General features: G+C 37.7%; 14 protein-coding genes. 8 read left to right on the top strand and 6 right to left on the bottom strand.

What is annotated here, in order from left to right:
- The first annotated feature begins 55 nt into the window (after positions 1-55).
- The 5 genes from J582_RS09590 (at position 56) to pgaD (ending at position 7,255) form a co-directional block, all read left to right on the top strand.
- Positions 56-892, top strand: a complete 837-nt coding sequence (locus tag J582_RS09590) for a pyruvate, water dikinase regulatory protein (protein ID WP_000004354.1) — start codon at positions 56-58, stop codon at positions 890-892.
- 387 nt (positions 893-1,279) lie between these two features.
- Positions 1,280-3,718 (top strand): poly-beta-1,6 N-acetyl-D-glucosamine export porin PgaA, encoded by a 2,439-nt coding sequence (gene pgaA, locus J582_RS09585; RefSeq protein ID WP_032047807.1) that lies wholly within the window; start codon positions 1,280-1,282, stop codon positions 3,716-3,718.
- Positions 3,718-5,547: a poly-beta-1,6-N-acetyl-D-glucosamine N-deacetylase PgaB gene (gene pgaB, locus J582_RS09580; protein WP_032047806.1), complete on the top strand. Its 1,830-nt coding sequence runs from the start codon at positions 3,718-3,720 to the stop codon at positions 5,545-5,547. The genes pgaA and pgaB overlap by 1 nt, the downstream gene beginning before the upstream one ends.
- Positions 5,547-6,794, top strand: coding sequence for a poly-beta-1,6-N-acetyl-D-glucosamine synthase (gene pgaC / locus J582_RS09575; protein WP_022575485.1), 1,248 nt, complete (start codon positions 5,547-5,549; stop codon positions 6,792-6,794). Before pgaB ends, pgaC begins: the two co-directional genes overlap by 1 nt.
- Positions 6,791-7,255: a poly-beta-1,6-N-acetyl-D-glucosamine biosynthesis protein PgaD gene (pgaD, locus tag J582_RS09570; RefSeq protein ID WP_031983407.1), complete on the top strand. Its 465-nt coding sequence runs from the start codon at positions 6,791-6,793 to the stop codon at positions 7,253-7,255. The genes pgaC and pgaD overlap by 4 nt, the downstream gene beginning before the upstream one ends.
- 42 nt (positions 7,256-7,297) lie before the next feature.
- Here pgaD and J582_RS09565 read toward each other — a convergent pair whose 3' ends face one another.
- From J582_RS09565 to J582_RS09545, 5 genes are all read right to left on the bottom strand, one after another.
- Positions 7,298-7,861 (bottom strand): hypothetical protein, encoded by a 564-nt coding sequence (locus tag J582_RS09565; RefSeq protein WP_004886460.1) that lies wholly within the window; start codon positions 7,859-7,861, stop codon positions 7,298-7,300.
- A 149-nt stretch (positions 7,862-8,010) separates the two neighbouring features.
- Positions 8,011-9,015, bottom strand: a complete 1,005-nt coding sequence (locus J582_RS09560) for an LLM class flavin-dependent oxidoreductase (protein ID WP_031983409.1) — start codon at positions 9,013-9,015, stop codon at positions 8,011-8,013.
- A gap of 134 nt (positions 9,016-9,149) precedes the next feature.
- A complete protein-coding gene (locus J582_RS09555; protein WP_031983410.1) occupies positions 9,150-9,635 on the bottom strand; it encodes a hypothetical protein in 486 nt (161 codons plus the stop codon).
- A 235-nt stretch (positions 9,636-9,870) separates the two neighbouring features.
- Positions 9,871-10,290, bottom strand: coding sequence for a hypothetical protein (locus J582_RS09550; protein WP_004708063.1), 420 nt, complete (start codon positions 10,288-10,290; stop codon positions 9,871-9,873).
- A 187-nt stretch (positions 10,291-10,477) separates the two neighbouring features.
- Positions 10,478-11,389 (bottom strand): LysR family transcriptional regulator, encoded by a 912-nt coding sequence (locus J582_RS09545; RefSeq protein ID WP_031983411.1) that lies wholly within the window; start codon positions 11,387-11,389, stop codon positions 10,478-10,480.
- 119 nt (positions 11,390-11,508) lie between these two features.
- On the opposite strand from J582_RS09545, the gene J582_RS09540 reads away from it, so the two are divergent.
- From J582_RS09540 to prmC, 3 genes are all read left to right on the top strand, one after another.
- On the top strand, positions 11,509-12,348 hold the full coding sequence (locus tag J582_RS09540; RefSeq protein ID WP_031983412.1) for a type 1 glutamine amidotransferase domain-containing protein: 840 nt from the start codon (positions 11,509-11,511) through the stop codon (positions 12,346-12,348).
- A 285-nt stretch (positions 12,349-12,633) separates the two neighbouring features.
- Entirely contained in the window at positions 12,634-13,722 is a 1,089-nt protein-coding gene (prfA, locus tag J582_RS09535; protein WP_002049300.1) for a peptide chain release factor 1, read from the top strand.
- Positions 13,722-14,537, top strand: coding sequence for a peptide chain release factor N(5)-glutamine methyltransferase (gene prmC, locus J582_RS09530; protein ID WP_031983418.1), 816 nt, complete (start codon positions 13,722-13,724; stop codon positions 14,535-14,537). Before prfA ends, prmC begins: the two co-directional genes overlap by 1 nt.
- A gap of 2 nt (positions 14,538-14,539) precedes the next feature.
- Here prmC and J582_RS09525 read toward each other — a convergent pair whose 3' ends face one another.
- Positions 14,540-15,379 carry an ABC transporter permease gene (locus J582_RS09525; RefSeq protein WP_031983421.1) on the bottom strand — a complete coding sequence of 280 codons (840 nt, stop codon included), beginning with the start codon at positions 15,377-15,379 and terminating at the stop codon, positions 14,540-14,542.
- Positions 15,380-15,381: the final 2 nt, after the last annotated feature.

The following is a 15,381-nucleotide window of genomic DNA, read 5'->3' as shown; positions in this document are numbered from 1 at the left end:
TCAGTTTACTATAAAGATTATATAGCACTAAGACAAATGTTTAAGGAGAATTTTAATGTCAGAAAGTAAACAATTTAAGCGGAGTGTTTTTTTTATTTCTGATGGAACTGCGATTACTGCCGAGACCCTTGGACATTCGTTATTAGCCCAATTTCCCAATGTAGATTTTGATATTCACATCATGCCTTATATTACAACTGAAGAGGCAGCAATGGCAGTTGTGGTTGAGATTAATAAATGTCAAACCAGAGATGGATGCTTACCATTAGTATTTGATACTTTAGTTGATCCGCATGTACGAGAAATTATTAATACGGCTAAAGCAGTTAATCTAGATGTGTTTGAAGGATTAATTAGTAAACTAGAGCAGGAGCTCGGTACACCACCAACCACACTGGTTGGGCAAACACATGCGGTAACCGACTCTGAATATTATAAAGCCCGTATTGATGCTGTTCACTTTGCACTTGATAACGATGATGGGGCACGCACCCGACACTATGACAAAGCTGATTTAATTTTAATTGGTGTGTCTCGTTCCGGAAAAACTCCGACTTCTATTTATCTATCTTTACAGTTTGGTATTCGTGTTGCTAACTATCCTTTAACCGAAGAAGATTTAGATGATAACCGTTTACCAGCAGTATTAAGAGAACACCGTAGTAAGCTCTTTGGTTTAATGATTGACGCAGAACGTTTAGTGGCGATTCGAAGTGAGCGTAAAGCGAATAGTCGATACGCAAGTTTTAGCCAGTGCCAAATGGAATTAAGAGCGATTGAAGGTATTTATATTTCAGAAGGTATTAAATATTTAAATGTAACTGAAATGTCGATTGAAGAAATCTCTACTCGTATTTTACAAATGACTGGTTTAAAACGACGTATCGGTTAATTAAATCAAATATTTATTTAAACCATTCAATTTGAATAATATTAATATATTGGAATTGAATGGTTTTTTATTTTCAATACATATTAAAAATAAAAGTTTTAAATATAAAACGCTAAGTTAATAAATAGTTTCTGATTAGTTATCAACGTGTAAATTTTTTATGGGGAGTTTGTGAGATAAAATAAGCTTTTTGAAAAGAAATGTATATAAAATAATAATCTATATTTTAATAAATAGTTGTTTTTAATTATTTTTTAAATAAACAAATACTTTTTTCTACACATTTTCCATTTATTAACTCTATCGCTTGTTATTTTATTATTGTGATGCATTTCACATTTTTAACTATAATTTCCCATCTCGATATGGGACTATCCGATTATCAAAATGCTAAAAAAATGTGTTTTTTCATTGGTATATCTCTTACCAATTCATTTATACGCAGCTCAAGTTGATGTACTGCGTGAGCAAGCTGTTCAAAATTATAGAGCAGGCCAAACTCAACAGGCTGTTTCTCAACTCGATCAATTGTTAAAACATTATCCGTATGATCAAAAATTGCTTGCTGATTATTTAATTGTTATGTCAAGTGAAAAAAAGGATCTGACGAATTTTTCCAATTTTTTAGAAAATATTAATTATGTGAATTTTCCTGAATATGCAAAGTTACCTTTAATTCGAAATTTTCGTGATTTTAAACATTTTCAAACAGCAATTGATTGGTCAAATAAACTTAATATTCAAAAATCAGTCGATGGGCGTATCTTACTATCGGTTTTATATGCTGAAGCTCAGGACTCAACGAATGCTAAAACTCAGTTATCAAATATCAACATTAAAGGTTTAAATACTGATCAGTTGGTACAGGTTGCATATGCTTACCGTTTAATAAATTTGCCCGTAGAGGCCTTAGCTACAATTGAACAAGCTTATCAGCAAAATTCTAAGTCTTCAGCTGTTTTGCAAGAGTATGTTTATGACTTGGCTGCTATTGGGGTATATAAAAAAGCCCAGCAATTACTTCAAGTTAACGAAAAAAATCAGCAAACTCAGCAGTTACAGCAAACTTTACAAGTCAGTGAGTTTTCTCAGCATGTCAATAATGCAATTGCCCGCTATAAATACTTAAATCGCCAAGGCTTATCAGATGCAGAAAGCTATGCCGAATTAGATGCTGTGTTAGAACAAGGGCAAAAAATACAACAGCAAATGTCACCAAACAACCCTAACTATTTAAGGTTTCACTACGATTATTTGTATGCGCTAGATTTTAGAGGGCGTTCAAAAGCGGTTATAGAGAATTTCACCCAGTTGAATATTCCACTCGAAAAATTACCGGCATATGTACGTCATGCAATTGCTGATAGTTATTTGGCGGAGCAGAAGCCGAAGCAAGCTGAACTTGCTTATAAGACTCTTCTAAACGAAAAAAATTATCCGGATATGATCGTCTATACCGGATTGTATTATTCCTATATTGAACAGGAAAAATATAAGGAAGCTGAACAGCTTTTGGCAAAAGTTGATCACCTTATTCCGACTTATAAATATAGTCAGGCGAAGGGTGTAGATAAAACAAGCCATCCTGATCGTGATGATTATATTGCTTTAAAAGGGATGCATTTAGCCTACGCTAATCACCTGGATCAAGCTGAACAGCACTTTCAAAAAACAGTCGAGCAAGCACCTGCGAATGAGAGCCTGATTAATAATCTTGCGCGTGTAGAACGGTGGAGAGAAAAACCGCTAGAGGCAAAAAAAACAATTTCCCGGTTAAATGGTATAGATCCGATTGCTAAAGACACTCGCATTAATGAAATGCAGAATGCTCAAGCTTTAGGTGATATTCCGACATGGCGGAAAACCACTCAAAACTTAGTGCAATATTATCCTGATGATAGTGGTGTCATAAAAAGCCGCAAAGAGTTGGATGATCGTAATAGAGCCACAATTTCACACTCAACTACTTGGGGCCAAAATAAGGCCGACAATAGTGATACTGTAAGTGGGCAGAATGGTTTAAAAGACCGTGAAATGGAAACACGTCTTAATAGCCCTTGGATTAAGGATAATTATCGTTTATTTGCTTGGCATCAAGATCGTTATGGTGAATACAATTTTGGTGACGTGCATAACCAGCGCTATGGTGTGGGGGCCGAATGGCAAGCTAATCGTAAGGCATTGTCTGCGATCTTGTCGCAAAGTACAGATGGCGGACAAGCAGGTGTTCGTCTTGATTGGTCTCAGTGGTTAAACGATCACTGGCAGTATCAATTGCAATATAACAGCCAGGCTGACATCCCTCTACAGGCAATTGATGCGGGAGAAGATGGCCAGTCTTACCGAGCTGCTTTGACATGGCAAAAAGATGAATCACGTCAAATTGGCGCAAGTTACGGTCTGACTGATATCAATGATGGTAATAAACAACAAGAATTTTCAACTTTTTGGCGTGAAAGACTATTTGCGGCGCCGCATCACATTACTTATGGCACTGTTCGTGGTTTTTATGGCAGTAATAGCCAAGATCAAACTACTTATTTTAGCCCAAGTTCGCATTACAGCGCGGAGTTGAACTTAAGCCATGACTGGGTGACTTGGCGTGAATATGAGCGTTCATTTAAACAGCATTTCGAGGCTGGAGTGGGGCTTTATAAACAAGCCGATTATTCCACTAAGCCAACCTATTCTTTGCAATATCAACATCAATGGCAGCTATCACGTACATGGCAACTCAATTATGGAATTGGTTGGCAATACCATCCTTACGATGGACATGATGAACAGCATACCTATGGTATTTTCGGATTTGAAGGGCGTTTTTAATGAATAATTTATTTTCGAAAATGTTGAGCTGTGCTTTAGCTTCAACGTTGTTACCTCTGCAATTTACATATGCCCAAATAGAAAAAGATTTACCAAAAAATCATACAGTTTCTTTAACTTTTCATGATGTCAGAGATGATGTTTTAAAAGAGGGCGATCGGGATATTTATGCAATTCAAACTAAAAATTTAGCGCAATTCTTTGACTGGTTGAGTCAATCTGACTGGAAGCCAATTCGCCTGAAAGATATTGAAGAGGCTCGTAAGCAAGGTAAAGAACTACCTCATAATGCTATTTTGTTAACCTTTGATGATGGTGCTTTAAGTAGCTACAGTCGTATATTTCCATTGCTCAAGCAATATCGGATTCCGGCAGTTTTTGCACTCCCAACCAGTTGGCTTAACGGTAATACAAAAGCTGGCTATGAAGCCTATGGACAAGGGAACTTAGTCAATTGGAAGCAAGTACGAGAAATGCAGGCTTCTGGCTTAGCTGAGTTTGCGAGTCATAGTGATGATTTGCATCATGGTGTGCTTGCTAACCCTCAAGGGAATGAACAACCCGCAGCAACTTCTTATATGTATTTAAAATCACAAGCGCGTTATGAAACGGATGTGGAATATCAGCAACGTATTTTAAAAGATTTAAAAAAATCTCATGATGTTTTAAAAAAGGAATTGGGTGTAGAACCAAAAGCAATTGTATGGCCGTATGGTGCGGTCAATCAGCAGTTAGAAAAACTAGCTCAACAGGCAGGTTTCACTTTTTCTTTTAGTTTAGGACGTGATGGGGTAAATCAGATTAATGACGTTACCTTTAAACGTAGTCTTATGGTGGATAACTCTACAGCTGAACAGTTGTCTGAGACCTTACTCAATATCTTGAACTCGGCAGAGAAAGATTTATATAAACAGCCAAAACATTTTGTGAGTATGGATTTAAAACAATTAGCTGCTTCAACCAATATTCAGTCAGATGAAAAATTAGGGGCATTGTTATCCAAACTTTATAGCTTAAAAAACAATACGCTGATATTGAAGCCTTTAGATGATCAAGATGGAGATGGGCAATATGACATTGCTTATTTCCCAACAACTCAAATGCCAGTTAAACAAGATATCTTAAACCGTAGTCTATGGCAGGCACAGACTCGTGCAGGACAAGCGGTCATTTTAGAGTTACCTGTATATCCTCAAAAAAATAAACCGTTTTTGGTGGCAGATTTAGCTAAAGATATCGCACGTTTTAATAGCAATTTAAGTGGTATTCAACTTAATGCCGGAACTGCTTTAAATTGTGCTATGCAAAGTGCAACGATAAAAGAAAGTAACTGTGTTGAACAAGTAAAGCAATTATCACAACTGAGTCAACTGACTCAAAAAGCTGCAAGGCCTTATTTGAATATGAGTAATCAGGCCCAGTTTAGTCTGCTGCTTACACCTGACTTAGAGCATATCGATCAATTGCCAGCGCTTTTAAAATCACTGTTAACCCAACATGATTTAGTGAATCTAAAATTTAATGTTGTGGGTAAGCAGAAACAATTTAAACATGTCTTAGAACTTTTAAATACACTTGATGCGAAATACAAGCAACGAATTATGCTGACTTTAACATTACCAGAAAATGATCAGAAAAATGCTTGGCAAGAGGTGAAACAAAGTCTTTTCGATATTCAGCGAACAGGTATTCAGAAATTTGGGGTTGAAGGTTATACCTTTGAAAATTCAAAAAATGTTCATGAGTATTTATATAACCCAATGAGCTTGAATTCGAGTTCGGTGATGTATCAACCCTTCGCTGGTTTAGCAACTGAGGGGAAAAAGTAATGAGAGTATTACTCGATATTCTATTTGCTTTTGCCTTTTTATATCCTTTGCTTATGGCGTGGACATGGATGGTAGGTGGCCTCTGGTTTTTCTTTAAAAGAGAATACCATGAACAACAGTTACCTGAGCCTTCAAATGAAGGGTGCAGTATTATTATTCCTTGTTTTAATGAAGAAGCTCAGGTAAGGCAAACGATTCGTTATGCCTTACAAACAAAATATCCAAATTTTGAAGTGATTGCTGTCAATGATGGTAGTAGTGACAGAACTGCAGAAATTCTTGATGAGTTGGCAGCTAAGGATACTCGATTAAGGGTCGTGCACTTAGCGGAAAACCAAGGTAAGGCAGTGGCTTTAAGATCGGGAGTTTTAGTAAGTAAATACGAATATTTAGTTTGTATTGATGGAGATGCTTTACTACATCCTCATGCTGTACTTTGGCTTATGCAGCCATTTCTAAAATTTCCTCGTATTGGAGCCGTCACTGGAAATCCTAGAATTCTCAACCGTTCAAGTATATTAGGGAAATTACAGGTTGGTGAGTTTTCTTCAATTATTGGATTGATTAAGCGGGCGCAGCGTACGTATGGTCGTATTTTTACAGTATCGGGTGTAATTGTTGCATTTAGAAAAACTGCTTTAGTCCGTGTTGGATTTTGGTCTGATGACAAAATTACTGAAGATATTGATATCTCTTGGAAGCTTCAGATGGACCATTGGGATATTCAATATATTCCTCAAGCACTTTGTTATATCTATATGCCTGAAACTTTTAAAGGCCTTTGGAAGCAGCGTTTACGCTGGGCACAAGGTGGGGTAGAAGTCTTATTGGAATATATTCCAAAAATGTTCAAAATCCGTTTACGCCGTATGTGGCCAGTTATGCTTGAAGCTTTAGTCAGTATTGTCTGGTCGTATGTAATGATATTTATTTTCTTGCTTTTCTTAATCGGACTTTTTATTGATTTACCTCAGCAGTGGCAGATTAATTCACTCATGCCCCAATGGTATGGCGTGATATTGGGTGGAACATGCCTCATCCAATTTTTAGTAAGTTTATGGATAGATCATCGTTATGACCGTGGACGTCTTTTTAGAAATTATTTTTGGGTAATTTGGTATCCATTATTTTTCTGGTTACTGACGTTATTTACTAGTGTAGTTGCAGTCCCTAAAACTATATTTAATACCAAAAAGCGTGCTCGTTGGGTAAGTCCTGACCGAGGCTTTCGAGGAGATAACTCATGAAAAATAAAGAAAATAATGACATAGAAATTTTAGATATTCCAGAATATATTGATCAGCCTAAATATGTAAAAAATAAAACCGCAAACTATACTTTGCAAACAGTAGGTTGGTTTTGTTTAATGTGGCTGTTTTTCCCACTGGTTTCATTATTTTTATGGTTTTATGAAGGGCATCTCATCTATGACTATGTATGGGTAGATCATATTTCTGAGGTCAATACAGTCCTCCATTTACTTCTTTTAATATCCGTAAGTGCTTTGGTCTTGATTTTATGGGCGAGTTATAACTGGCTTAGATTTCATGGTGATGATCGCCGCAGCAAAGCTCCGAATAGTCCTGTTGAGTTATTGGCTTCACAATTTATGGTCAGTACCGAGTCATTATCAGAGTTACAAAAGTCTCAGCGCATCATCTTACATTATGATGATCAGGGGTATTTAACTCGATATGATTTGAAATGAGTAAAAAAAGCATGGTCTATCAACCATGCTTTTTTTTTATTTTTAAGGTGTAGTTCTAATAATGATATCTACAGGGCGTTGAGTACCATCCATACTATAAATGGCTGTAGCGGTAACTTTTACAATTGGCCAAGTTTGTAGTTTGCAATTTGGTCTTTGCAGCGCAGCATAGTAGCTATCAGATTTAAAAAATGTTTTATTGGCTTTTGCCGTATTAGGTGTCAAAAGACGTTTGAGCCATGTTTCATTGACTTGAGTTTCAAGAAAACGTAGAGCTAAGATACTTTTTACACGATTGTTAAATAACCTCCTATTTTTAGCAATAAGCGGGTGGGTAATGAGACGGTGTATGCCGATCTGACTATGAGGCAAAATAAAATGCGGCGTAATTTGAAATACAGTTACAAATTTTGCTTGTTGGCAGATTTTTTCTAAGTGCGTTACCGTTTCCTGATCTGTTCCAATAATCGCTACATTTAAATTTGAAAAATCATTTTCTTTAATTGTATTTGATAAAAGAATTTGACCAGTAAAGGCGTCAAAATCCTGAACTGCATTTTGAAAAGTAGTTGATTTGGCAACATTATTTTTAAGTTCAATACTCATTTTCCAAAAGTCCTTTTGGTTTTCATTTATGATGATTTTTTATCGTTTTAATATAAATAACCAAGCAAGAGGGCTGGGTAAAGTATTTTCAGATAGGTGGCTATCTCATGCCTGCTATAGACTCAAGCATGAGATATTCAGAGTATGTTCTAGTTGGCTGATTTTAGTTGCATTAATCGAGTAAAGCTCTCTAAACGTTTATTAGTATCATAGACATCACAAGTAAAAATAAACTCATCGACTTCATAAGTAGCTAAAAGCTTTTCTAAGCCTGAGCGTACTGTTTCAGTTGAGCCGATTTGGGCCATCGTATAGAAATTTTCAACAGAAAGCTGTTCTGCTGTGTTCCATAGACCCTGCATCGATGTAACTGGCGGTTTAAGTTTTAAACTTTCACCACGGATTAATCCTAATACACGTTGATAGGCACTTGTTGCCAAGAACTGAGCTTCTTCATCTGTATTTGCAACCACAACAGGTACACCCATTGAAACATAAGGCTTGTCTAAATATTCAGAAGGTTCGAAATTTTCACGATAAAGCTCAATCGCTTGACCAAGCATACGTGGTGCAAAATGCGATGCAAATGAGTAGGGCAATCCTAGTCTCGCAGCCAACTGGGCACTAAATAAGCTTGAACCTAATAACCAGACTGGTACATGAGTATTTTGTCCAGGAGTTGCAACAATTCTTTGGCCGGGTTGAGGCGCTTTAAAATATTGCAAAATCTCAACAACATCTCTAGGAAACTGATCTTCCGTTTCCTGATGCCCGCGACGTAAGGCACGCATAGTGACCTGATCTGTGCCGGGGGCACGGCCTAAACCTAACTCAATACGATTTGGATATAAGGTTGCTAACGTACCGAATTGTTCTGCTACTACTAAGGGTGCATGGTTTGGTAGCATGATACCACCTGAACCTAAACGAATGCGCTGGGTATGAGCCGCGATAAAACCAAGTAAAACAGCTGTTGCTGAACTCGCAATTCCATCCATATTATGATGTTCTGCAAGCCAAAAACGGTCATAACCTAATTTTTCTGCATGTTGGGCGAGCTCTAATGCATGACGTAATGAAAACTCGATTGTTTTATCATCACGTATGGGAGCAAGTTCCAAAATTGAAAATTTGGTGTCTTGAAGTGATCGCATGCGATATTCTCAAAAAACGTTATATCGAAATAATACGATATAAATGGGGTGATGTATATCGGTTTTTTTCGATATAAATTTCACTCCCAAATAAAAAAGCACCGCCAGGGTGCTTTTTAATATCTGTGTACCAATTAGTGGTGTTTATACCAACCACGGTGTAAGCCATTATCATGACGATAGTAAGCGCGATCATTGTAATAGCGGCGGTCATCACGATCATAACGACGATCATAACGTTCATCATAGTTACGATCTTGGCCAACTTTACGACCTAAAGCAGAACCACCAGCTGCACCCACTGCTGCACCGATGTATCCACCATTTGTACCACCCATGTTTTTACCAACGGTATAACCAGCGCCGCCACCTAAAGCACCACCAATTGCCGCTTCTGTACGGTTACGACGGTCACTTGCAGCAGCTGCACCACCAGCACCACCTAAAGCAGCACCAATTGTTGCGCCCGATGTACCACCGATACTTTTACCAATTGCAGTACCTACTACACTACCTAGAGCAGAAGTTGCCGCTACACGGGTACCATTATCTGCATGTGCAACTGACACCATAGAGGTTGTTGCGATTAATGCACTTGCTAACCAAATATTCATTTTCATTTTGGAACTCCATGCTCATTTTGCTAAAGAGCAATCTTTATATCTTGAGCTAAATGTAATTAAAAATTTCGTGAAAATTATGGAGAAGGCTCATGCTGATACGATAGTTTTGTGTCTGCTTTGTATTGTTTCTATTAAGATGTGAATAAATCATGAGCACGGCATATGCGTTTGGCAAAAGGGTAATCATAAAAAAACACCCGAAGGTGTTTTTAAATTAATTACATCACTAAAATTAGTGGTGATGACGGTGTTTTTTCTTCCAGTGTTTAGAAGATCGATCATAATCACGGTCTTTAGCAATTTTATTACCTAAAGCACCACCACCTGCAGCACCTAACGCAGCACCGATATAACCGCCATTTGTACCACCCATGCTTTTACCAACAGTATAGCCAGCACCACCGCCTAAACCACCGCCAATTGCAGATTCTGTACGGTGACGACGATCACTTGCAACTGCTGCACCACCAGCACCACCTAAAGCAGCACCAATTGTTGCACCAGATGTACCACCCATGCTTTTACCAATAGCAGTACCAGCAACACTACCTAAAGCAGAAGCAGCTGCTACATGAGTTGTATTGTCTGCATGTGCTACAGTCATCATAGAAGTAGCCAAAACAGCACTACATAATAAAGCATTTAATTTCATCATTTACTCCATGTCCCAAGTTACAGGACCTTATATCTTTCGTTACAGCAAATGTAACAAAACACTTCTCTTCAAATGTGGAGAACCATCATCCTATTATTAGAGTTTAGTGTCTTCTTTGTATGTTTTCTATTAAAATAGAATATCTAATATCCATATAGAAAAAAGTGATTCTCATTTCACATTCTTAAGTATATTTACAATGAGTTGAACATAAAAAATCAATAAAAGCTCTTGTGGCAGAAGACATATGTTTATGTTGCGCATACAGTAAAGAAAAGGGACGGGTATGACCTGCGTATGTTTCAAGTAGAGGTTCTAATTTTCCTTGTTGAATTTTTTCATTAACGATAAATTCGTAACTCTGGCATATTCCTAAACCATTTTCAGCAAGAGATACTACTCCTAGAATATCTTCTTTTACTAAAATTCGATTTGTCGGTATCCACTGAATTTCCTGATCTATATCTTTAAAGAACCACGGAGTGACCTTACCATTACTCGGTAGCTCAAAGGCGATGCATTGATGATGATTTAATTCATCCAAGTTTTTGGGAATACCCATGCGTTTCAAATAAGAAGGTGAGGCAACAAGTTTTAAAGGTGCGTGCTCTAAAGGCCTAGCAATAAGGGTGCTGTTAGGTAGTTGTCCTTGACGAATAGCTAAGTCAAAACCTTCAGCAATTAAATCAACGTTACGATTAGAAATACTGACTTCAATTTGAATATCAGGATATTGCAGAAGAAATTTTTCTAATAAAGGGGGTAAACGATAATGCCCATAAGTGGTAGGAACACTTATTTTAATTTTTCCAGAAATTTGTAGTTGTTCACCTTGAACCAAGCGTTCTGCATGGTCAATTAACTGAAAAGCATGTTGCATTTTTTCATAGTAAAGTTGACCAGCTTCAGTCAGGCTTAAATGGCGTGTGGTTCTTCTAAAAAGCTGTATACCGAGTTTTTTCTCGAGTCTTGTAATTGTTCTACTAACGACCGAAGGTGTAGTAGATAAATCAATTGCAGCAGCACTAATTGAAAGCTTCTCAGCCACAATTAAAAAGATTTCGACATCGGCAAGATGATCAAATTGACGAGACATTTTGTCCTCAAACGCAAAAAAGATTTGCAAACTTAGTTGTTTTTCTACCTTTGGGGTAAAAATAGAATATATACATCCTAGTTATAAATCCAGCAAATGCTTGGAATGAAGGTTAAATAATGAAGATGTTGAATCAAATAATGTTTGCAGTGATTACAGCTTCGGCAGCATTAAGTGTAAATGCAGCTCATGTACTCGTTGTATTGTCAGATGAAGATCAGCTAGAGCTAAAAAATAATCATGTTTTTAAAACGGGATTTTATCTTAATGAATTGATGCAGCCTACAAAAATGCTTTTAGATGCGGGGCACACCGTAACGTTTGCCACCCCAAAAGGGAAAGCTCCAACGTTAGATGAATCTTCAAATAGTGCAATGTACTTTAACCAAGATGAAAAAGTATTAAAACAATATGCTGGTTTATTACATGATCTAAAGTTAACTTCACCTAAAGACTCTCCAGTTGTAAGTCTGGCGCGTATTGAGCAAATTGGTATAGATCAATTTGATGCCATATATATTCCGGGTGGGCATGCGCCTATGCAAGACCTGTTAAAAGATAAACAGCTTGGTAAAGTTCTTAACGCTTTTCATAATGCAGGAAAGCCTACAGCCTTGGTTTGTCATGGGCCTATAGCTCTGATGTCAACTTTACCTCATGCTGCGGAAGCTATTAAGCAACTTGAACAAGGTAGAGCAGTCAAAACTGGAGAATGGATTTATAAAAACTACCGGATGACGGTAATTAGCAATCAAGAAGAAGAGCAAGCGAAGGGCTTATTAAAAGGCGGTGAAATGAAGTTCTATCCGCAAACTGCTTTAGAGTCACTGGGTGCGAAATATCAAAGCAATACGAAAGCTTGGTCGCCAAATGTAGTGGTGGATCGTGAGCTTATTACTGGACAAAATCCAGCTTCGGCTGTTCTTGTCGGTAAAACTTTATTAGAAAAATTAAAATAACTATAAACGATAAAGAGGCTTTATAAATAAAGTCTCTTTTATTATATGGATTTAAAAAAGCGAGTTATTTGTTTTCAATAAAAGAAAATCTTAGATTGATGAATAAATCTCCTCTGGAATCATTAGATTTATTCATCCTTATGGCTTTGGAAAGTTAACGATTTAAAGGATTACATATGTCATTTAATCGGCATAAACTGTAAACTATGCGCTATTTTTATGATTTGGCTTATCTTCTTATATTTATCTAGATAAGTTTTTTGGACTTTTGAGATATTTCCTCTTATGAAAGCGTCACTCCGTTTACGTCTTGATCAACTCTGTGATCGTCATGAAGAACTTACCGCATTGCTTGCAGATGCAGAAGTGATTTCCGATAACAAACGTTTCCGTAAACTGTCTCGTGAACATAGTGATTTAACTGAAATTACCGAAGTTTGGGGCAAATACCGTCAAGCAGAAGAAGATATTGAAACTGCTGAAATGATGAAGTCGGACCCCGACTTTAAAGATATGGCAGAAGAAGAAATTCAAGCAAATAAAGCATTGCTTGAAGAATTAGAAAGCCAGCTCAATATTTTGATGATTCCAAAAGATCCAAATGACTCTAATGCTGCGTATTTAGAAATTCGTGCAGGGACAGGCGGTGATGAAGCTGCAATTTTCTCAGGCGATTTGTTCCGCATGTACAGCAAGTATGCAGAGACACAAGGTTGGCGTATTGAAGTCCTTTCTGAAAATGAAGGCGAGCATGGCGGCTTTAAAGAAGTCATTTGCCGTGTAGATGGTGATGGCGTGTATGGCCGCTTAAAGTTTGAAAGTGGCGCGCATCGTGTACAACGTGTGCCAGCAACTGAATCACAAGGTCGTGTGCATACATCGGCTTGTACAGTGGCAATTCTGCCCGAAATTGACGTTGATACTAATGTTGAAATTAATCCGGCAGATTTACGTATTGATACTTACCGTGCGTCAGGTGCGGGTGGTCAGCACATTAACAAAACCGATTCGGCAGTACGTATTACTCACATTCCAACGGGTACAGTCGTTGAGTGCCAAGAAGAACGTTCACAGCATAAGAACAAAGCTAAAGCGATGGCATTGTTAGTATCACGTTTAGAAAATGCTAAACGTGCAGCGGCTGATGCAGCGACTTCTGAAATGCGCCGTGATTTGGTCGGTTCTGGCGACCGTTCTGAACGTATCCGTACTTATAACTACCCACAAGGGCGTATGACGGATCACCGTATTAACCTAACTTTATATAAGTTAGATGCCATTATGGAAGGTGATTTAACTGAATTGCTCGATAGCTTACATCGTGAATATCAGGCAGATCAGCTCGCGATGCTTGCACAGGAAAATGGCGGCTAATGAATATTGCTCAAGCGCTTGCAATTCGTGGTGAGCCTGACAGTTATGAACGACAAGAAAATGCTTGGTTGCTTGAGCATTTTCTAAAAATCAATTCACTCGAATTAAAGTTCAGACTTGAGCAAGAGTTAACGGCTCAGCAAGAGCAAGACTACTTGGCTGGTCTTGAGCGTATTCAAAATGGTGAACCTTTAGCCTATGTGACAGGTTCACAGCCATTTTGGACGCTTGATTTAAAAGTAACGTCAGATACTTTAGTACCACGACCTGATACTGAGGTTTTAGTTGAAACTATTTTAAATCTAAATTTGCCAAAGAATGCAAACATTGTTGATTTGGGAACGGGGACAGGTGCAATTGCACTTGCATTAGCGAGTGAGCGCCCAGATTGGCAGATAACAGCAACCGATATTTATGCGCCTACTTTAGATGTCGCAAAAGAAAATGCACAAGCTCATAATTTGCAACGTGTAAAATTCGCTTGCGGTGCTTGGTTTGAAGCACTAGAGCCACAAAAATTTGATTTAATCGTTTCTAATCCGCCGTATATCGACCCTGAAGATGAACACATGCGAGCTTTGGCTACAGAACCACGCCGTGCATTGGTTGCAGACCATCAGGGACTAGCTGATATTGAAATTATTATTGCTCAAGGGAAAAACTGGTTAAAACCACAAGGCTGGATTGCATTAGAGCATGGTTATGACCAAGGGCAAGCTGTTCGAGATATTTTCACAGAGCATGGTTTTAGCCAAATTAAAACTATTCAAGACTATGGCCAAAATGATCGAGTCACTTTGGCATGCTGGATTTAAAATTACTTTTGTAGTGTATCCCGCCAACGTAATAACCAATTTTCGATAAATTTCATTAAGGTATCGGTTACTTTACCCAGTAGGGCTAATAAAATAATTGCAATGATAACAATATCAGGTCGAGATGTTTCTCGGCCATCACTGAGTAAATAGCCAATTCCTTGAGTGGCTGCAATCAGTTCAGCTGCAATCATAAACATCCACGATAAGCTTAAGCTGTTACGTAAACCCGTTAAAATGCCCGGAGATGCTGCCGGTAAAACAATAGATAAAACACGTTGAAAAGCATTGAGCCGATAAACTTTTCCAACTTCAATGAGCTTTTTATCTACATTATGAATTGCTGCAACTGTGTTGGTATAGGTTGGAAAAAATGCTCCGATTGCAATAAGCGTAATTTTTGACCCTTCGTCAATTCCTAACCAAAGCAATAACAGTGGAATCCAAGCAAGACTTGGGATCGACTTAATTGCTGAAAAGGTCGGTTCTAAATATGCTTCTGCCTCTTTACTTAATCCAACCCAAATCGCAAAAATTAAACCTAAACCACTTCCTATGATAAAGCCGAATAGAACACGCCATGTACTAATATAAATATGGGCAAATAGGTCGCTATGAGCTAAATCTAAAAAAGATTGCCATAAACTCGAAGGTGCAGGGAGCAGATAAGCATTGATATAGCCATTTCTGACTAAAAACTCACAACCCACTAAAAAAATGAGTGGAATGAGTAGCGCTTTAAACCACCGTGTAAATTTATGGTTTAGATGCTTTTTCTGAGATTTTAAAGCCTGCTGAGCTAAGAAATGATTTAGCTCAGCTTTGTTAAATGAATCACTCATAA

The sequence above is a fragment of the Acinetobacter sp. 1566109 genome (assembly GCF_000582255.1).
Lineage (GTDB): Bacteria > Pseudomonadota > Gammaproteobacteria > Pseudomonadales > Moraxellaceae > Acinetobacter > Acinetobacter nosocomialis.
Note: the sequence above shows the minus strand (reverse complement) of the source record. Positions and strands in the feature narration are given on the sequence as shown.